The sequence below is a fragment of the Pseudomonas fluorescens genome (assembly GCF_018614655.1).
GTDB classification, from domain to species: domain Bacteria; phylum Pseudomonadota; class Gammaproteobacteria; order Pseudomonadales; family Pseudomonadaceae; genus Aquipseudomonas; species Aquipseudomonas fluorescens_BX.
The window spans coordinates 38657-58818 of the sequence record NZ_JAGGOG010000035.1 but is presented as its reverse complement, the minus strand read 5'-3'; the positions used below and the strand labels follow the sequence as shown (position 1 = coordinate 58818).

Annotated in this window: 15 protein-coding genes; 2 read left to right on the top strand and 13 right to left on the bottom strand. The window is 62.0% G+C overall.

The window, feature by feature from the left end:
* From pgaB to J7E41_RS26710, 11 genes are all read right to left on the bottom strand, one after another.
* Positions 1 to 1998, bottom strand: coding sequence for a poly-beta-1,6-N-acetyl-D-glucosamine N-deacetylase PgaB (gene pgaB, locus J7E41_RS26760; protein WP_214997254.1), 1998 nt, complete (start codon positions 1996 to 1998; stop codon positions 1 to 3).
* 12 nt (positions 1999 to 2010) lie between these two features.
* Complete coding sequence (pgaA, locus tag J7E41_RS26755) at positions 2011 to 4488, bottom strand: poly-beta-1,6 N-acetyl-D-glucosamine export porin PgaA (protein ID WP_214997253.1); 2478 nt, start codon at positions 4486 to 4488, stop codon at positions 2011 to 2013.
* A 306-nt stretch (positions 4489 to 4794) separates the two neighbouring features.
* Positions 4795 to 6291 carry a YdgA family protein gene (locus J7E41_RS26750; RefSeq protein WP_214997252.1) on the bottom strand — a complete coding sequence of 499 codons (1497 nt, stop codon included), beginning with the start codon at positions 6289 to 6291 and terminating at the stop codon, positions 4795 to 4797.
* 127 nt (positions 6292 to 6418) lie between these two features.
* A complete protein-coding gene (locus J7E41_RS26745) occupies positions 6419 to 7051 on the bottom strand; it encodes an NADH:ubiquinone oxidoreductase subunit N (protein ID WP_155586250.1) in 633 nt (210 codons plus the stop codon).
* Positions 7052 to 7130: 79 nt separating this feature from the next.
* Positions 7131 to 8579 (bottom strand): efflux transporter outer membrane subunit, encoded by a 1449-nt coding sequence (locus tag J7E41_RS26740; RefSeq protein WP_214997251.1) that lies wholly within the window; start codon positions 8577 to 8579, stop codon positions 7131 to 7133.
* On the bottom strand, positions 8576 to 9466 hold the full coding sequence (locus J7E41_RS26735) for an efflux RND transporter periplasmic adaptor subunit (RefSeq protein WP_214997250.1): 891 nt from the start codon (positions 9464 to 9466) through the stop codon (positions 8576 to 8578). The genes J7E41_RS26740 and J7E41_RS26735 overlap by 4 nt, the downstream gene beginning before the upstream one ends.
* On the bottom strand, positions 9463 to 9672 hold the full coding sequence (locus J7E41_RS26730) for a DUF1656 domain-containing protein (protein ID WP_155586247.1): 210 nt from the start codon (positions 9670 to 9672) through the stop codon (positions 9463 to 9465). The genes J7E41_RS26735 and J7E41_RS26730 overlap by 4 nt, the downstream gene beginning before the upstream one ends.
* Positions 9669 to 11747 carry an FUSC family protein gene (locus tag J7E41_RS26725; protein ID WP_214997249.1) on the bottom strand — a complete coding sequence of 693 codons (2079 nt, stop codon included), beginning with the start codon at positions 11745 to 11747 and terminating at the stop codon, positions 9669 to 9671. The genes J7E41_RS26730 and J7E41_RS26725 overlap by 4 nt, the downstream gene beginning before the upstream one ends.
* Positions 11744 to 12175 (bottom strand): MarR family winged helix-turn-helix transcriptional regulator, encoded by a 432-nt coding sequence (locus J7E41_RS26720; RefSeq protein WP_214997260.1) that lies wholly within the window; start codon positions 12173 to 12175, stop codon positions 11744 to 11746. Before J7E41_RS26720 ends, J7E41_RS26725 begins: the two co-directional genes overlap by 4 nt.
* A gap of 378 nt (positions 12176 to 12553) precedes the next feature.
* Entirely contained in the window at positions 12554 to 12799 is a 246-nt protein-coding gene (locus J7E41_RS26715) for a DUF2789 domain-containing protein (protein WP_214997248.1), read from the bottom strand.
* 78 nt (positions 12800 to 12877) lie between these two features.
* Positions 12878 to 14479 (bottom strand): glycosyltransferase family 39 protein, encoded by a 1602-nt coding sequence (locus J7E41_RS26710; protein ID WP_353049434.1) that lies wholly within the window; start codon positions 14477 to 14479, stop codon positions 12878 to 12880.
* A 264-nt stretch (positions 14480 to 14743) separates the two neighbouring features.
* On the opposite strand from J7E41_RS26710, the gene J7E41_RS26705 reads away from it, so the two are divergent.
* Complete coding sequence (locus J7E41_RS26705) at positions 14744 to 16888, top strand: outer membrane assembly lipoprotein YfiO (protein WP_214997247.1); 2145 nt, start codon at positions 14744 to 14746, stop codon at positions 16886 to 16888.
* A gap of 3 nt (positions 16889 to 16891) precedes the next feature.
* Complete coding sequence (locus J7E41_RS26700; RefSeq protein WP_214997246.1) at positions 16892 to 17596, top strand: DUF3142 domain-containing protein; 705 nt, start codon at positions 16892 to 16894, stop codon at positions 17594 to 17596.
* 54 nt (positions 17597 to 17650) lie between these two features.
* Here J7E41_RS26700 and J7E41_RS26695 read toward each other — a convergent pair whose 3' ends face one another.
* Both J7E41_RS26695 and J7E41_RS26690 read right to left on the bottom strand, forming a co-directional pair.
* Complete coding sequence (locus J7E41_RS26695; protein WP_214997245.1) at positions 17651 to 19096, bottom strand: efflux transporter outer membrane subunit; 1446 nt, start codon at positions 19094 to 19096, stop codon at positions 17651 to 17653.
* Positions 19093 to 20151: an HlyD family secretion protein gene (locus tag J7E41_RS26690; protein WP_214997244.1), complete on the bottom strand. Its 1059-nt coding sequence runs from the start codon at positions 20149 to 20151 to the stop codon at positions 19093 to 19095. The genes J7E41_RS26695 and J7E41_RS26690 overlap by 4 nt, the downstream gene beginning before the upstream one ends.
* Positions 20152 to 20162 lie beyond the last annotated feature (11 nt).

Genomic DNA, 20162 nt, shown 5'->3' with positions numbered 1-20162 from the left:
TCAAGGATTCCATTGGTTGGAAAGGGCCGGACGCACGGTTTTCAGATCCGGCGAATTCTCCAGGAAGTTGTCGGGGTAGTAACCAAAACTGGTGACGCCCTGACGTTTGAGCACGCCCATCCACTCGGCCATTTGCGCACCGGAAATATCGGGCGCGGCCGGGGTGCGCCAGTCCTTGCCTTGTAGCTCGAAGACCGTGCGTTGCAAGGCGCCTGGGCGGGCCTTGACGGTGGCCACGAGTTTTTCCAGCCAGGCGTTGGAGTCCTTGAGGCTTTGGCCCTCCATCAGCGGCATGGCCATGGGCGCAGTCCAGTCGTAGCTGGTGAGGAAGTCGTCGAGGTTCTGCGCGAACCAGGCTTCGCTGCCCGGGTTGAGCATCGGCTCAGCGAAGATATTGCGTGCGGTCTGTACCTGTGGGCCCCGCAGTTTGCGGACCTTGGCGGTCAGCTCGTGGGTGAAGTCGATCAGGTAGCGGCTCTTGAAGCGGGTCCAACGCTGCATCACGGCCGGGTCGGCACGCAGGGCGGCGATGTTGTCCGGCAGGCCGTTGGCGGCATACGCCTTGAGCGCTTCGGGGCTGGCGTCTTCGAAGTCCGAGAACACCGCATCGTCGTGGAACAGCACACCGTCGATGGCATTGGTGCGGGCCAGGTCTTCGTAGATTTCGCCAATGATCTGGCGCACCTTCGGATCAAACGGCGACAGGCGCTGGTACTGGTCTGGATCGACCGCGACCTTGCCGGTCTGCGGGTCCCAACGGGTGACGCGGGGCAGCTTTTCATCGAGGGCGAAACTGAGTACCGGCATCCAGGCAAACACGTTGGCATGAGCGCGGGTGCGCAGCTGCCAGCTGACACGGTTGAACAGGTCGGCGCGCATTGGCAAATGGCGGTTAGGGAAGTACAGCGAGTGCACCAGGCCATCGCCCTTCGGGTCGGCGAAAGCTTGCAGGAACACCGTGCTGGCGCCCATGTCCACCACGCGCTGGATCAGTTGGTCAAGGTTGCGCACCTGTTGGGCCGGGTCTGGGTCGTAGACGTTGTCCAGGTCCACATGCAGCACCCGCTGCGGTGGCAGGGTCTGGGCAGACACAATGCTGTTGGCGAAGTGCTCGCCGTCCGGGTCGGAAGCCACCAGGAATCGCGGACTGCTCATCAGGTTGCCGAGGCTGTCGAGCCCGTCTTCCAGGGTCAGGGCCATCTGGTAGCCCTGCTCGCCCACTACCGCCAGCGAGGTGCCGTCGGCGGCGCCATATGGCCAGACCCACACACGCGGCGCCTTGCCGGTCACGGTGCGGATCTTGTTGGAGATGGCGGCGACATCGTTACGCATCCGTGCCTGGAACTGCGCTTCGGTTTCGTAGCGGCCCGTGGCAGGATCAAAACGGCGGGTGGTGGCGGCCGGTTGCAGGTTGCCCTGAGGGTTGGCCAGCACGCCCTTGTGGTTGGCATCGGTGTGCGCAGCGATTTCCACCAGGCCGGACTGAGAGACTTCGCGCACCTGCTGCCAGGTGAGGAACTCCGAACGCGGGCGTGGCGTGCCGGCGAAATCCACCGGCTGGTTCAGCGGCGTATCGACCCAACTGCCCACTGGCGCCAGCAGCGCGTGCCAGTTGTAGGCCCGCAAAATCGGCATGACTCGGGTATAGAAGCTGGCATAGCCGTCATCGAAGCTGAGCATGATGGCTTTGGCCGGAAGTTCGGGGCCGCCACTGCGCGCCGCCAGAATCTGGTCGACAGTGACCGGCTGGTAGCCGTTCTCCCGCAGCCAGGACAACTGCTCGATCAAACGCTCAGTGCGCACCGCCACCACCGCCTGGTCGGGGTCACGATCCTCGACGTCATGGTAGGCAATGCCCAGGAAATGGTTTTTCGGCCACGGCGCTTCGTTAACGGGTTTGAGCCGCTCGACGGGTGGAGTGAAAGGCGCGGGTTGCTGGGCGCAAGCGCTGCTCAGCATTAACCCCAGGGCCAGCAGGCATCGGGAAAGGACAGGCATGATCGGACTCTTCTAGAAGCGGTAAGTGAGGTCGACGATCAGGCGCAGATCGCTTTCGCGCTCACCGTCATAAGGTCGGTTGATCCAGCTCAGGTTGGCGCCGGTTTCCAGCACGTCGCTCCAGCGAAAACGCTGGCCGTAGCCGATCACGCCGACGCCACCGGTGGAGTAATCCCGCTGGCTGTAAGTACCCGCACCCACCTGGAACTGCTGACTCCACTGAGTCTCGTAGCGGTGATAGAGCACGTGATTGACGTTCACTGTGGGCAACACGCTGAAGTCCGAACGCGGGTTGAAGTACGGTGTGTCTTCCTTACTGTTGCGGCTGGTACCGACCTCCAGGCCGAGGTCGACTTGCACTTTCGGCGAGCTGTAGACGCCTTCACGGCCGGTGAGCAGGGCCTCGACACGGTTGTTGCCGTCGCTGAAATGGGACGGGCTCAAGGCCAGTTTCCATTCGCGGCTTTCATTCGCACGCCAGCGGATAAAACCACTGCCGCCGTTGGCGGTGATGTCGGCGTTCAAGGCGCGCAGTGGCGTGCTGGCCGAGAGGTAATCGAGGCTGCCGCCGTACTGCCAGTGATCGTTGATGTCCCGGGCCAGGGCGATGCGCGCGCCCTGTTTGGAACCGAAGCCATAAGAGTGGTTGGAGACTTCGGCCTCCAGGGTCATGTCGCGGGTACGCCGCTCCACACCCAAGCGCTGCCAACGGTGTTGACCGGTGCCTTCCTGGAAGTCGGCGGTGGCGTAGCCGACGCCACCGAATACCCGCCAGTCTTCGTCGATCGGCGGGCTGTAGAGCAGGGTTTCGATGCCAAAGTCGCGACTGCCGGACACCGCGCCGGCGCCGCTGTTGCCGCCGCCGTAGCTTTTGCCGGTGTAGGCTTCGACCCGCAACTCGGCCATGTCATGCACATCCCGCAGGCGACTGAGGCGCTGCACCTGACGGTTCTCTGGAGCACGGGCGACCACGTCATCGGTGAGCGCATCGAGCTGGCGCCACTCCTGCAAGTCCAGGGCGGTATGGCCTTGGGAGACTTCCAGGCCGATGTCACGCGGTGCCTGGCTTTCGGTTTCCTTGAGGCTGTTTTCGGCGCGACGCGGCCAGTCCCGGGCGCGGTACATGTCAGCCTGGGCCAGGCGCAGGCCAACGTTACCGGGGGCCTGTTGCACCAGGGCCTCCAGGCTTTTTTCGCTGGCCGGCAGGTCGGCGCCATAGGTGCCGGCCTGGGCCGCCAGTTGTTGGGCGTCCATCCATGCATCGTTAGGATTGCCGATCGGCAGACCCTTGAGTTCGACCCGTGCGGGTTGAGTGCTCGCCAACTTATTGGCGACCTCACGAGCCTCGCTCACCTGATCGTTTTCCAGCAGGGCGTAGAACAGCGCGGTGCTGTCTTCAACGCGATCGCTGCCATCGGCATCCGGCGCGGCCAGCGCTTGACGGTACAGCGGTGCGGCTTTTTCCGGCTGACGCTGGTCGAGGTAAGCGGCGGCGACCCAGCGCAGGGCGTAGGTCGGCAACTGTACGCCTTCGCTCTTGAGGGTTTCATAGTCGTAGATCAATTCGGCGGTGCGCGCGCGGGCCTTGAGGGCGCCCAGGCGGTCGATGCGCCAGCGCACTACGTCGTCATGGGCATTGGCATCCGGGGCCCAGGTGGCGAGCAACTGGTTGTAGTCCTTGAGGGCACGGTCGGCGATGACGTAACGCTCTTGCTCCGTGCGGGAGGCGAACTCGGCCAGGCGCACGCGCTCGGCAGCAAGGTCGCCTTCCAGGCGGCGCTGGGTGACCGGATCCAGCAGGCCAGGACGCTGGGCGGCCAGGCGCAGGGCCGGCTCAGGCATACGAGCGCGTTGCAGGGCGACGATGTACTCGCGGGCGACCTCGGGGTTTTTGCCGGCGCGGATGAAGGCCTGGTCGAACTCAAACAACGCATCAAAGGTTGAACCCGCGCGGGTCAGCGCGTAACCCAACGCCATGCGCCGGTCCGCGTCGTCCGGCTTGGCGGTTACCAGAGCTCGGGCGCGTTGCACGGCTTCGGCGGTCTGGCCGGCATCGGCCAGGGTCAGGGCCAGGCCCAGTTGCAAGTCAGCGTTGTTCGGTTCGCGCACCATGGCCTGGCGATAGACCGCAACCGCCGGCTCCCAGCGCTGCTGGTTGCGGTAGGTACGCGCAACAGTGGCGAGTGCTTGGGTGGTCAGGGTACGGTTGCGCCCTTGGGCCTCGTAGACCTTCAGCACTTCGGCGTCTTGATGGGCCCAACTGGCGATCAGCAGGTGGTCGCTGATCTGCCCCGGCGTCTGGCGCTCGGCGGGCAATTGACGCAGCAGGTTGAGCGCCGGTGCATAGTTACCGGTGCGGGCCTGGTGGATCAGGGAGTCGTAGGCAGGATCGGCCAAGGCCAGCGCAGGCAGCAGCAGTTGGCTGCACAGGGCGGCGCGGATAAACAGGCGCAATCGGTTGTCGGTAGGTGGATGTGAGTGTTGCAACATTTCGTCAACTTCCCTAACACGGAAAGCTGTAGCAATAGGTTTACCTGTAAAACACACATCAGGTCGCCGGCGTCTGATGACCCGGCCAAGCTTTCCTACGGCGCAATATCCTTGAGAGGGGTACAAAAAAGGGCAATTCCAAACATTTATTCAGAATTGCCCTACAAAATCTATGGTCTGGCAAAACACCAATGTGGGAGCGGGCTTGCTCGCGAAGGCGGACTGTCAGTCAACACATCTGGCGACTGACCCACCGCCTTCGCGAGCAAGCCCGCTCCCACATTTTGCCCAGCGGTGGCCAGGTTTTTACTGAGCCCCGCTCACCGCGCCCAACTTACCGAGTACACCACCAATGAACTGCTCAACGGTCATTTTCTGGCCGTTGAAGGTCACTTCATTGTTGGCGTAGTGCAGCTTGGACACGATATCGGTGCCGTCCAGGGTTGCCAATTGGGTGCCGACGGCCATGTTGCTGACCATTTCACCGGCCATCTGGGATTGCTGCTCAATGGCTTTCGGGTCGGTAACGCCGCCAATCTGTGCTTGCAGGCCAGCCACATCGGCAAGCATTGGCTTGGACAGGGTCAGGTTGGCATCCAGCAGCGAGATGATCTGCTTGCCCAGTTCAACCGATGGCAGTTCCATGGTCGCCGGTTTGGTCATGTCCACCAGCAGGTTGAAGCGGCTTTCGCCATTGGTGGTCTTGAGGGACAGGTTTTCCACGGCCACTTGCGGTTTGGCGGCCAGCAATTGGTCGACATTGGCCTGGGCCAGCGTTTGCTCGGCTTCGGTCAGTTGCAGTTCCGGGATCGGTTGCCCGGCAGCGGAAGCGGCCTGCGCCGGCTGCATCTTGTCCTGGTACAGCTTGGTCAACACCAGCATGGCCGGGATATCGACGTTTTTCATGCTCACGGCCATGGCCGCCGAACCCACGGGCTTACCCTGGTAACCGATCTCGTTGATCTTGTAGTCCACGCGGCCGGACAGGTTGTTGTCCTTGGTCTCGCTGCTGTCTTTCTGCTCAAAGCCCTTGAGGGTCAGCACGGCTTGCTGCGGACCGAAGGTGGCCTTGGTATTGGTCAGCTCGATGGTGTTCTGGCCGGTGTAGAAACCGAAGGTGCTCTTGACCAGGTTACTGGCCACGGTCAGCCCGCTCAGCTCAGCCTGGAACGGCGCGCCATTGGCATCGATCAGCGAAACCTTGAGGGCGTCCATGTAACCGTTGGCCTTGACCTTCTGGGCCTCGGCGGTGCTGGAGAAGTCCAGGTTCGCGCCGGAGAAGCTCACCGAGGACTTGTCGTCCTTGATTTCCAGAGGCAGCAATTCGACATTGCCGTCTACCGAACGGCTATAGCCGATATTGGCCACGCCCTTGAGCGGCGACACGTCTTTGGTGGCGGCGAACCATTTTTCAGTGGTGGCGTTTTTCTCAAGCTCGTAGTGACTGGTGGCCATGACCGGCAACCATTTCAGCGATACCAGACGGGAGAACGGCAGCGGGCCGTGCTCGATGTGGTCGACGAATAGCAGCTCGGAATCTTTGTGGTCTTCGCCGAACACCGAACCTTGGGCCCTGAGGCGGTAGTGGGCGGTGCTGGTGAACGTCTGACGGTCCAGGGACACCAGTTCCAGGGTCACCGTGCCGTCGACGCCGGCCATGGACGTCTGCAGTTCCTTGTTGGCATTCTGGATCGCAGTTTGCAGTACCGGCTCCAATTGCTTACCGGTGTACCAGGCGCCACCGGCGCTGACAACGCCGACCGCGACGACAAAACCCAAAAGAACGACTGCTGGCTTATTCATGTAGTGACCTGATCAAATCCTGTATGGATGTGGGCTGTCTTCCCTGAGCACCCAACGGGTGTCGGCTCAAGCCCGCCGAAAATCCGGGGAAGATTAGCATAGGCACCCAATCATAGCGGTAGGCCCCTCAGGAATACTCCGTCTCGATCTCGTCCAGTTGATGGTCAAAGCTCTTCAGCCGCGCCGTCCACGTATACACCAGCACCTCGAACTCCCGGTGAATCACCGCATTGCTCGGCGTGTCCGCCTTGGGGTCACAAAAGTCCAGTTGGTAGCGCTCCCGAGCCATGGCCGTGGCGACGTCGGACAGTTCCCGCGCGTTGTTCAACCAATGACGGCCGTCGGCGACCTGTTGGTCCAGCGCCACGCATTGTTTCTTCAAGGCTTCGAGGCTTTTTTCCAGGGGGGTGCCGGTGAGCTCACCCATGACTTCCTGGAAGGTGCGGCCGGGCTGCCAGTAGCTGCCCCAGAAATAGCGGTCGAAGACGGTCTCGACCCGGCGCAGAGCCACTTTGGTGTCCCAGATGGCCACCCGCGTCTTGCCTTGTTCGAGGAGTTTTCGCTTGATGCGCTGGCCCTGGTAGGAGGCCCAGGCCACCACACCGATGGACAGCACGGCAATCAGCGCGCTGGCACTGTCGAGGAACACCATGGCCTTGTCGATCTGATGGGCCAGCATGATGCCGTAGAAGTAGGTCGCCGATAACAGCACCAGTGCGAAGAACACGCACCAGAAAGCGGGAGCATAAGGGTTTTTCATTATTGGAATCCCCATGAGCAAACGCGAGCAGTGACAGGTGGGCCTTCAGGTGCCCACCTGTCCAAGCATAGCAACCCGCTCAGGGTTTGCTGGCTTGTGTGCCTTGCGTTCGTCCACTTTCCCAACCGCCGCCCAACGCCAGGAACAAATCGATCTGGCTCATGGCAACCTGGGTGTTGGCCGCGGCCAACTGCGCCCGCATGTCGGTGTAGGTGCGGGTGGCTTGCAGGTCAGCCAGGAACGACGCGCGGCCGGCCTGGAAGAAGCGGTGCGTCTGGTCCGCGGCTTGTTGCGCCGACTGCTCGGCATCGGCCAGGGCATCACGCCGCTCCAGTTGCGCGGTGTATTGCGCCAGGCCGGTCTGGGTCTCGCGAATGGCGTTGAGCACCACACCGTCAAAATGTGCCAGGGCGCCCTGGGTCGCGGCCTCGGCTTCATGGATGCGAGCGCGGGAGCCGTTGGACGGCACGGTCCAGCTCAACAGCGGGCCAAAGCCCCAGCGGTTGGCGGCCGGTTTGCCCAGGTTTTCCAGCAGGCCAACCGTGCCAATCGTGGCACCGATACTGATGTCGGGGTACAGCTCGCCGGTGGCAACACCGATGCCAGCAGTGGCGGCGGCCAGCCGGCGTTCAGCTTGGCGTACATCGGGCCGACGCTTGAGCAAGGCAGCGCCGTCGCCCACCGGCAATAGCTGGGAGATATGCGGCAGCTCGGCGCAGTCGCGGGTACCGGCCGGCAGTTGATCCAACGGCTTGGCCAGCAGCATCGACAGGCGGAACAATCCGGCCTGACGCGCCGCGTCGTAACGCGGCAGCTCGGCACGCAGGGATTTGAATTGGGTCTGTGAACGGGTGACCTGGGTTTCATCACCGCGCCCGGCATCACGCAGACGCTGGGTCAGATGAGTGCTTTGGGCCTGCAGATCGAGTGAATGCCGGGCAATCTCCAGCTCTTCGTTGGCCGCGCAGACCTGGGTGTAGGAACGCACCACGTCTGCCACCAGGGTAATGCGGGCGGTATCGACGGCAGCCTGGGTCGCGTCGGCATTGGCCTGGGCACCTTCAATACCGCGCTGCAAGGTACCGAACAAGTCGAACTGATACGAGGTGGTGATCCCCACGTCACCAACATTGGCCACCGGCACTTTATCCGCCAACAAAAAAGCTTCGCCGGACTCTTGCAAGCGTTGGGCGCCGAGCTTTACGCCGCCACTCCAGCCGCCCGCAGACTGGGCTTCTTGAACCTGGAAACGCGCCCGTTGCAGGTTGGCTGCGGCTACACGCAAATCAGTATTGGAAGCCATAGCCTGGCGCACCAGTTCATCCAGGCGCGGGTCTTGATACAGCTTCCACCAATCAGCGGCCACAGGGGCCGAGACCACATGACTACCCTGCCCTGCCAGTTGCCCTTGCAAGTCGCCACGGGATACGGCGGCCTGGTCCGGCAGATGATAATCCGGCCCGACCACCTGGCAGGCCGACAGCAGCAACCCCAGCCCGGCGGTTGCTAAAAGCGCTGCCGGTTTCATGGTTTGTCTCCCTGGACGGGCTTGTCATCGATGATCGACACCGTAGCGGTCCGCCCGGCGATCATGCGGAAATCCTCCGGCACATCGTCAAAGGCAATCCGTACCGGAATCCGCTGGGCCAGGCGCACCCAGCTGAACGCCGGGTTGACGTTGGGCAACAGGTTGGAACCGCTGCTGCGGTCACGGTCCTCGATACCGGCGACGATGCTCTGCACATGGCCACGCAGGCGAGCGCTGTCGCCGATCACGCGGATGTCGACGCTCTGTCCGACGTGAATGCCATCCAGCTTGGTTTCTTCGAAATAACCGTCGATGTGGAAGGAATTGCTGTCCACCACCGATAACACCGGGCGACCGGCGGTGACGAATTCCTGGGTACGGGGCGCACGGTCATTGACGTAGCCGTCCACCGGGCTGCGGATCACCGAGCGATCAAGGTTGAGCTGGGCGCTGTCCACCGTCACCTGGGCTTCGGCCAGGGCCGACTGGGCACGGGCCACGCGCGATTGGCTTTCTTCCAGTTGCTCGCTGGCCACCAGGTTGCCCAGGCCTCGGTTACGCTTGGCTTCACGTTGGGCCTGGGCCAGGGTTTCCTGACGGTCGGCGACAGCGGCCTGGGCCTGGCGCAGGGCCAATTTGAAGCGGTCCTGATCGACGGAGAACAGCACTTGGCCGCGCACCACCAACTGGTTGTCGCGCACGTCCACTTGCTGGATCAACCCGGACACGTCCGGGGCGATCTGCACGATGTCGGCACGGATGTGGCCGTCACGGGTCCAGGGCGCAAACATGTAGTACATCACCATGCGCCAGACCACGACGCAGGCGAAACTCACCACCAATAACGTCAGGACTACGCGGCCGATGGTCAAAAAAGGTTTTTTCATGTCATCAGGTATCGACTGAGTGAGTCCACTGCGCCCAGCAACAGCGCGTAGAGACCCACATTGAACAATGCCCGGTGCCAGACCAGGCGATAGAAGTGGAAGCGCGTCAACAGCCCGTGCACCACCAGGTACAACACATACGTAATGCCCATCAGCACCAGCAGCGTGGGCAGGAACACCCCGCTGACATCCAGATCACCGATCATAAAGGCGCTCCATCGGGTAGCGGCGCGTCCAGCTCGGCGCCGCCGACAAATTCCACGCCCGGCAACAGCGCCAGGCGCAAGCCGCTGAGGGCATGCAACAGATGCAGGCGGGTTTCGTCTTCACCTTGCAGGCCCTGACCGTTGAGGGCACGGCGGGTACGGTCCAGAGTCATCAGCAGCCCGCCGGGGGCAGGCAGGCGTTCACCGGCTTTCAGGCAGGCCTTGAAGTACCCCCCAACGCCCTCCACCACTTGATTCAGCAGGACACGCGGCACGCCGAGGATGCGCGGCGAATAGGCCAGCAAATCCAGCAGGTTCAGCGCTACCCGCACTTCGCGTAGCGCGATGCCGGTGTCTTGCCCGGTCATCGCCAGGCGCGGCAGGTGTTGCATCAGGCGGTCGAGCATCCGCACACCCATTTGCCGGTGTTCGGCCAGGGTCGCAGGTTCGGTGAGGCCGACGATGTCGCGCCAGCTGAAACGGGTCAGGCGCTTGGCGGCGAACTCTGCGCCGAACGGTCGGGCGATCAAGGTCCAGACAAACGCGAACAACAACCCCACGGGGCCGGCCAGGTTGGAGTTGGCGAAGGCCAGAAAGTCTGCGTCGTAGGCGCCCTGGATGCTGATAAACGATGAGGTGTTGACCAAGGTCAGCAGCATACCCAGGTAGAAACGCGGCTGGACCGTCAGGGTGCCAATACAGATAAAGGGCACAGCGAAGGCCAAGACCAGCATCGGAAAATCGTGCAGGTTGGGCAGTACCAGAAACAGATAGAGGCTGGCGAACAGCACTGACATCGCCGTCCAGAAAAAGAACCGGTAAATCTGCGGCGCCGGGTCGTCCATGGAGGCGAAAAAGCTGCAGGCCACGGCCGCCAGAATCACCGCACTGCCGCCATCGGTCCAGCCCAGCAGGATCCACAGCACCGAGGCGACAATGATGGCGGTGACGGTGGAAAACGCCGAATAGAACATCAGACCACGGTCAATAAAGGGCGTCAGCCGGCCCAGGCGCCAGTGGCGGTACACGGCCCGCCAATTGTCCTGGCTTTCGCACTGGATGGCCGCTTGCAGGCTGCGGCAGTCTTGCCACAAATCGACCCATTCGCCCAAGCGGTAGAGCGCATTGGAAAACAGCAGCTGATGACGGTCATCCAGCGCTTCGGCGTCGGGCTGCAAGGCTTCGATCTGGTCACGCAGGGCGCGCCAGCGTTCGATGGGCGCATCCTTTTGGGTGTTTTCCAGCCATGCAACGGTGGCGGCCAGGAGCGGCGCAAATTTTCCGACCAGCTCTGGCGTGCGGCGCTCCAAGGCATACAAGGCGTCGTCGAGGGCATCCACCACTGGCAGCAGATGGATCATCCGCCCACGCAGCTCTTTGGTGTTGCGCACCGTTTGCGGCCGCGCGCCCTCGTGAGGCAGTTGCCCAATCATCAATTCCAAGGTGTTGAAGGTGGCGACCATACCGCCGCGCAGGGTGCTGACTTCTTCGGGTTGCACGTTGCGGGTCAGGAAGCGCTGGCTGTAGACCTGCGCGTCGGCAAACCACTTGCTGACCGAATCATCAAACACCGGCGCCAGGCGCCGGGGCCAGAACATTGCGCCGACCACCGCCGCCACGGCGATACCCAGGAAAATCTCTTCGGTACGCGCCTCGGCCACGTCCCATACCGCCAGAGGGTTATCCACCACCGGCAGGGCGATCAGCGGCAAGGTGTAGCCGGCGAGCATTAGCGCGTAGCTGTTGGCGGTACGCAGGTGCAATGAAAGGAACAGCAGGATCCCGGTCCACAGCGCAATCACTACCACCAGCAAATACGGGGTTTGCACAAACATAGGCACAAAAAATACCGCTGCCGCCGCGCCGAGAAAGGTGCCGACGGCGCGGTACAACGCCTTGGAGCTGGTGGGACCGACAAAGGGGCTTGAGACGATATACACCGTGGCCATCGCCCAATAGGGACGTGGCATCTGCATCAGCATGGCGATGTACAGCGCGATCATCGACGCCGCAAATGTTCGAACGCCGTAAAACCAATCTCGTGCCGGCGGCATGCCGCTAAAAAATCCGTTCAAGGCGTCACGACCGCAGGGTGTTGGTGGGCGGCTTCGAAGGCACGCAGCACGCGCAGCGCAGTCTCCAAGTCATCGTGGTCGATGTCCGCCAGCACTTCTCGACGCAAACGCACCAGTTGCTCCTCCACCGCCTGCACCAATTCACGGCCACGGGCAGTCAGGCTCAAGGCCTTGGCACGGCGGTCATGAATGTCTTCGGTACGGCACACGAAGCCGGCGTTGCACAGCTGGTCCAGCAGGCGCACCAGGGACGGACTTTCCATCCCGGACGCCTGGGCGACCTTGACCTGATGCACGCCGTCGCCCAGGCGGCCGATCATCAACAGCGGCACGGCGCAGGCTTCGGAGATGCCATAGCTCACCAGCGTGGTCTGGCAGATTTTTCGCCAGTTACGGGCACCCACCACCATGCTGCTGCTGATGTTCATCTGGAGTTGTTCGAGAGTCTGGGACACGGGATCATTCGCACAATGTTAGTTTGCTAACTATCAATATGGTGGATGGATCCGACTCAGTCAAGTTTTGATACAAATTTGGGGATGGGTGGTGGGCAGTGAGGTAAGTAAAGCGGGTTTGGGCAAAGGTGTTGGAGATTTTCAGGGTGCTACAAAACCAATGGGGGGTACGAATGCGGTTGTAGCCGCTGCCGAGGTACGAGGCTGCGATGGGCTTGGTGCGGCATTCCGACGTAGCGGCCCCAGAGGCGGTCCTGCGGACACGCATCGCAGCCTCGTACCTCGGCAGCGGCTACAACCAGTGGGCAAGCCCACTCCCGCACCTGGGAGCAGCTATTCGGCAAAGTTTTTTTACACCCAGCGCCCGCTCCTCAACCGCAAATTCAACTCATCCACCACCTCGGCCCAATCCGCGTCCTCCAGAATCTCGTCTCGCAAAAACGCCCTCTGGCTATCGTTCCAGAAAAACGCGTCTGCCAGCTTCAAATCCGGTTTAAGCGGTGAATGTGCCGTGATGAATTGCTCGATGCTTTGTGGGTCGTCAGGCAACCCGAGTTGTTTGAACAACGAAGGCAGGCTGTGGATTGGGGATTCCATGACAGGTTCCTGATGAAGAGATTGACTTGAGTCTAGCCCAGGCGCCGGCCGATACCGGACGCCCACGCCAGACGGATATTAACCGCAGCCGTCCTTGGGTAACGGCCCTGGCACGTGGCATAGCACGAACAAGCGCGCCCTGGCGCCGCCGCCGTCCTGTTGGCTGAGCTGGCGCCAACCGTCGGGTAGCGGTGCAAACTCATCCGGCCCGTCACTGCTACTGATCAGCCAGACGCGTTGGGTCTGCGGCGCAATCGCCGACAGGCGGTCGAGGTAGATTCGGCCACCGTCCTGATCCACCAAAGTGCCAAACCCATAGGCATTGGGCCGCGTCGACTTGCCCCCGGCCGTCGGCGGTGTGTAGAGCTGCAATTGGGCGTCGGTCTGGTCGTAATACACATAGGGCAAGTACCAGAGCATGTCGCTGATGACGATGCGGTCGTCCTGCTGGTAGTTGCGATTGACGAACTCCACCGCGACGTTGAACTGATCGTGTTCATCGACGGTGAAGTTGGTCTTCAACCCCACCAGCTCCACCCCGACAAACAACACCAACAGCGCAGCACCGATGATCCGCAAGCGTGCCCCAAGGCGATCCACGGCCAAGGCCACAACGATGGGCAAGCCCAAGGCATAGACGGTGAGATAACGTTCGATGAACACCGGGGAAACAAACGAAACGCCATAGACCAGCAGCATCGGCAACAGGAAAAACAGCGCCAGTAACCAGCCGAACCGATAACGGCTCTGGTCTCGCCACGCGGTCACTCCCAACACCACGATAAACAGTACTGGCACTAGGACAAACAGCGGACGCCACAGGCCATCACCTTCGTCCTGAATCAGGAACTGCCAGATCATCGCCGGCACGGAGGACAAGGTAACGGGGTCTTCCCAGCCAATATCGCCGCCGACTTTGAGTTGTTCGACGTGCTGCACCAGATCCAGCAGATTCGGCAGCCAGGGCAGGTACAACACAACAATGGCGACGTTGGCCCACCACCAGCCCGGACGGGTGATCAACCGCAGGTTCGACGTTTGCGGCAAACACAGCAGCCCCAGCCAGAGCCAATGCACCAGCACGCACAGCGCGGTGAAGTAGTGAGTGTAAAACCCGGCGGTCATCAGCAGCACATAAGCCACCAGATACCGTGTCCGCTCGGGATGCCTGACCCAATAGACCAGTGCCAGGGTGGCGGCCAGCAGCCACACACCCAGCAGCGAGTACATCCGCACTTCCTGGCTGTAGCGCACGGCCGTAGGCAACAACGCCAGCAGGATCCCGGCCAGCACGGCGGCGCGGCGGGTGGCGATCAGCCGCGTCAACCAGATGCCCAGTCCAACGGCAACCACCCCGGGGATTGCACTCATGCTGCGAATGGAGAAAATCCCATCACCAAACAGCTCAATCCAGCCGCGCAGCAGGAAAAAATACAGCGGCGGGTGTACGTCATGGGCCGCGTGGAACCACAGGTCGCCCGGGGCATACTCGCTCAGCAGCAGGCTTGAGCCTTCATCGCCCCAGATCGCCGAGGCAGTCAGGCCATAGAAACGCAGGATCATGGCCAGTGCCAGGATCGGCACCCACCATAACCGGCTGATCCAGCCTGATTCCTTCCAGACACCCGGCATGCGGCTGAGCACGGGAAATGCCCCGACCTTGTCGTCTTGCTCTACCACAGACCGTCGCACCTCTATTCCCCCACTATTGCCCATTTCCAAGGCAAAACCTGCGCTTGCGCGAACAACCGCCACTCTAGGACAAAAGCCTGCGCCTCGCCTGTTGTTTCGCAATATGCAGGACCCGCATGAGACTTGGGACTGCGGCGTTAAATCGCCCTCTCACAACCGGAAAAATCTGAATTTTGCGTAGCTCTTCACCGACGTTTTTCTTGGTTCAAGCTATGATTGCGACCTTCCATGGATTCAGGATCAAGGACTCTTATGCGCATCGGTCTTCTGTCACCCTTGGCACTGGCACTGCTCGCCGGCCTCTCCCTTCAGGCCCAGGCCAGTTCCGACGACTCGTGCTACCCCGACTGGCGGGTGTCGCGTAACAACCTGGACGTGTGCAGCAACCTGCCCTTCCTGAGTCCGGGCAATGACAGCCGGGTCAACCTGCGCCTGTTGCTGGCCGACAAGAAAGCCGCGCCGCTGGTACCCAATGCATTGAATGAAGAGGACCTGTCCCAGGGGTTCGGTCCGGTGCCGTTTCCGGTGTATCGCCTTGTCCCGCCTGCGGCTGAGCCCACCGCCACAGCCGATGACACGCTCACTGAACTGCTCACATCGCTGAGCATCCCGCGTGATAACGACAAAGCGGCGGGTGACGCCTTTCTCTCCGGGGAGGGCAACCGCTGCCGCAGCAACAACAACGACAGCGCCGCTGCATTTATCAGCCAGGTAGTAAAAGCCGACATACCGCCCGCCGAGCGCCAACTGCTGGCCAAGCAACGCGTGCAGATGCTCACCGCCTGTACCTGGGACGGCCTGGCGACCGGCGAACAGTTGAAGTCGGCCGATGGCAAGGCGCTGCTGGCGTACCTGCAAGCCGCCGGCGACTTTTACAGCGGCCGTTTTGCCGAGGCGCAAAAAGGCTTTGCCACCCTGACCGACAGCAGCCTGCCCTGGCTCAAGGAAACAGCGCTGTACATGACCGCCCGTACCGCGCTGAACAATGCCCAGCAAAACGCCTTCGACGAATACGACACACCGTCGCTGGAGCATGTGGATAAGTCGGCGCTGCAACTGGCCGAGACCGGTTTCGATGACTACCTGAAAACTTATCCACAGGGTGAATACGCCGCCTCGGCCCGCGGCCTGCTGCGCCGGGTGCATTGGCTCGCCCCTAACCCAGACAAGCTGGCGGACGACTTTGCCTGGCAGTTGACCCAGGCCAGCGACGCCCAGCGCAATGTGTCCTTGAATGAACTGGTGGAAGAAGCCGACACCAAACTGCTGACGAGCACTACCGTAGCGGTCAACAACCCGCTGATCCTGGCCCTCAACGACCTGATGTGGATGCGCGCCGGCAACCCGCCCAAGCTGACCCGTGAAGCCCTTGACGCGCAACAATCGGTGTTTGCCCAGGAGCCTGCGCTGTACGACTACGTGCAGGCGGCATTTGCCTTGTACGTTGAGCATCAACCTGACAGCACCTTGAAACGGCTGCCGCAGGATGTGCCGTCGAGCCTCGATTACTTCGCCTTCAGCCAGCAAACCCTGCGTGGCCTGGCACTGGAAGCCAAGGATGACTGGAAGGCCGCCGAGGCCCTGTGGCTGCAACTGCTACCGCTCGCCAAACAACCGTTGCAACGCGATCAGTTGGAACTGGCCCTGGCGATGAATTACGAGCGCAGCGGGCAACTGGCGAAGGTGTTTGCCGCCGACTCGCCGATCAGCGCCAAGCAAGTGCGCTACATCCTGCTGCGCAACGTCGCCGACCCCGAGTTGCTACGCCAGCAAATCGCCCAGGCCAGCGACCCAGTTGAACGCCAGACTGCGCAATTCGTGCTGCTCTATAAAAACCTGTTGCACAGCCAGTTCGCCACCTTCGCCGACGACCTCAAACAACTGCCCTCCCCGGTCCCCGAGGACAAGATCGGCACCAGCCTGGGTTACGTCTACTCTGGCGGCAAGTCCCTGCAGCTGTTCCAGTGGAGCGGTGAAAAAAGCGAATCCGGCTACACCTGTCCGAGCATCGCGCAAACCGCCAACACCTTGCAGAGCGACCCGAAAAACCCCCAAGGCCTGAACTGCTTTGGTGAGTTCATCCTGCGCAATGGCCTGGACGGCATGCCCCTGGAAGAGGCGCGTTCCGCCGCCAGCCTGGGCAGCACCGCGTCGGACTTCAAGGGCGAAACGTTCTCACGGCTCGACGGCTACAAGCAGGTCATCAACAACGCCAAAGCGCCCCATAACGACAAGGCCTACGCATTGTTCCGCGCCATCAACTGCTACGGCCCTTCCGGCTACAACAGTTGCGGTGGCGAAGACGTCGACAAGAACGTGCGCAAAAGCTGGTTCCGCCAGTTGAAAACCGGGTTCGCCGACACCCAATGGGGCCAGTCGCTGCAGTATTACTGGTAAGCCGTGAAAGGCTTCTGGCTGGCGCTGCTCCTGCTGGCAAGCCCGGCTTTCGGCGCCGTGGATGCCAGCGACTATGACGCCTTCTGGCTGTGGAGCGGCGTCGCTCCACAGCCGGTGCTCAAACAGGCGAAAGCCCTGTACATCCTGCAAGGCCAGATCAACTCCACCCGCCGCGCGCCCCGACGCGGCGTGCAATTCATCGCCCAAGGCATGAGTGTGCCGCGCCTGACCCGGGGCGAGGTGTGGATCGTCTACCGCGCCCACACGCTGCACTGGCCAGAGTCGGTCTACACCCAACTGTTGGGGCAGGTACAACGCTGGCGGGAGGCGGGCAACCCGGTGATAGGCATCCAGATCGACTTCGACGCCCGCACCCAATACCTGCATGAATACACAGGCTTCCTGCGTGACCTGCGCCAACGCCTGCCCAAGGAGTTACGCCTGAGCATCACCGGGCTGATGGACTGGAGCAGCAACGCCGACCCGGCGGCCATCGCGCAACTCAATGGGGTGATTGATGAAGTGGTGGTGCAAACGTATCAGGGGCGCCACAGCATCCCGGATTACGCGGCATATCTACCGCGGATGAATCGGTTGGGGATGCCGTTCAAGATCGGACTGATTCAGGGTGGGGAGTGGGAAGAGCCGGGGTATTTGAAAGGGAGTGAGTGGTTTCGGGGGTATGTGGTGTTTTTGCGCAATCCTTGAGTGCTGATCGTTCCCCGCATCGCACGGGGATGATCAAATTGACCGATCTCAAGGTTAGCGCCCAGCCGTCTGCACCGGGTACACCGACTCCCACCCTCCCCCCAACGCCTTATACAAACCGACCATCGCCAGGGACACGCCAGTGGAGCTTTCGACCCACTGTTCCTGAGTAGCCAGTAGCGCACTTTGCACGGTGAGCACGTTGACGAAATCCGCCACGCCTTCGACGTATTGATGCTGGGCCGTGGTGAGGGCGATCTGGTTCTGGCGCACCGCTTCGGCGAGGCTGTCACGGCGCAATTGGCTGGCGTTGTAGCGGGTCAACTGATCGTCGATTTCATGCCAGGCGCGCAACACGGTTTGCTGGTAGGCCAAGGCCGCTTCCTGTTGCTGGGCTTCGCGTAAATCGAGCATGCCCTTGAGGCGACCACCGTTGAAAATCGGCAGGCTGAATTGCGGGCCGAAGGCGAATGAACGGGAGCCCCACGAGCCCAGGTCCGACAGTTGCATCGCTTGGGAGCCGAGGCTGCCGGACAAGGTGATGCGCGGGTAAAAATCGCCCTTGGCCACGCCAATGCTGGCGGTCGCCGCATGCAATCGCGCCTCGGCCTGGCGGATATCGGGACGGCGCTCGGCCAGTTGCGACGGCAGGCCGATGGCGACCTGGCGTTGGGTCTGGGGCACGGCGGCGTCTTTGGATAACTGCGCGTACAAGGCCTGCGGCGGCTCGCCCATCAACAGGCTCAAAGCGTTGATCAACTGGTCCTGACGTTGCTGCAAGTCCGGCAAACGCGCTTCGATGGCGGCCACTTGAGCGGCGGCTTCGGCTACATCCAAATCAGTGGCGACGCCATCAGCCAAGCGCAACTGCGACAGCTTGAGACTATGGCGGGCGACGTCGAGGTTTTGCTCGGTGACGGCACGGGTATTCTGCACGCCACGCAACTGGATGTAGTCCTGAGCGGTTTCTGCAAGCACCGATAACAGCACGGCGCGGCGGTCGTTTTCGGCCACTTGCAACGTGGCGTCGGCGGCTTCGGTTTCACGCTTTACCCGGCCCCAGAAATCCAGTTCCCAAGCGGCGGAAAAACCGACGTCCCAGAGGTTGAAAGCCGAACGACCGTTCCTGCCGGACGGGTCGCTCAAGCCATCAGCGCTGTTGCGTTGGCGAGTGTAATCGCCATTGGCATTCACGTTCGGATAACGCTCGGCCGTGATCACCTGGCGCATGGCACGGCTTTGCTGCAAGCGGCTGCTGGCCAGTTTCAGGTCAAGGTTATCGGTCAGCGCGCGGCGTGTGAGGGCGGACAGTTGTTCATCGTGGAACACCTCCCACCAGCGCTCTTCGAGTGCGCCGGTATCCGCGCGACTGGCCGCTTGACGGCCCTGGGGTTCGGTCCATTGCGACACTGATGGGCCTTGCGGGCGCTGAAAATCCGGGCCCACGGTGCAGGCACTCAGGCTGATTAAACTCAGGGTGAACCAGGCTATCCGTCTCATTGCTGAGCCACCTCGCGCTGCTGTGTCGCGGGCTGGGTGTTGACGCTGGCTTCCACCGACATGCCGACCCGCAAGCGCTCGGTCAGGGACTGGCCGGGCTCCAGGATGATCTTCACCGGAATACGCTGCACCACCTTGGTGAAGTTGCCGGTGGCATTGTCTGGTTTGACCGAGGCGAAAGTCACGCCGGTGGCAGGCGCCAGGCTTTCCAGATGGCCGTTGAGCACTTCACCGTCGAGGCTGTCGACCCGCACCTCCACGGCTTGGCCTGCATGCATATGGGACAGTTGGGTTTCCTGGAAATTGGCCACCACATAGGCCTCGGCCAGCGGCACTACGGCGAGGATCTTGCTACCCGGCGTTACGTAGGCACCGACCCGCACGGCGCGCTCGCCGACCATGCCGTCCACCGGGGCGACGATGCGCGTATAGGACAGTTGATAACTGGCCAGCTCCAGCGCGGCCTGGGCCCGCTTGAGGCCACCTTCGGCCGCATCGCGCTGGGCGGTGAGGATTTCCACTTGCTTGCGCTCGGCGGCCAATACTGCCGTGGCGTGGGCCAGGCGCGCGGTGGCCTGATCAATACGGGTCTTGGCCTGCTGGGCGTTCTGCACCGTACCGGCGCCAACACCGGCGAGGTGGTTATAGCGGTTCAGTTCATGTTCGGCGAAAGCCACTTCGGCACGATCCGCCGCCACCGTGGCCTGGGCCTGGGCGATCACCGAGCTCTGGCGCTCCAGGGTGGCTGTGGCGTTTTTCAGTTGGGCCTGAGCCACCAGAGCGTCAGCGTCAGCCGCCTGGGCGGCGGCACGGAAGTCACGGTCATCGATCAGCGCCAGCAATTGCCCGGCCTTGACCCGCTGATTGTCTTCCACCAACACTTCTTTGATAAACCCGGCCACCCGTGGCGCCACCAAGGTGTAGTCGGCGGCGACGAACGCGTCGTTGGTGGTCTGACGCTTGCTGCCAAACACGCCTGGCGCCAGCAGGTAAACCAAGGCGCCAACAGCGAAGACGGCGATGACAGTGACGGCGATTTTGTCTTTGCGTTTCATAAAAAATCCTT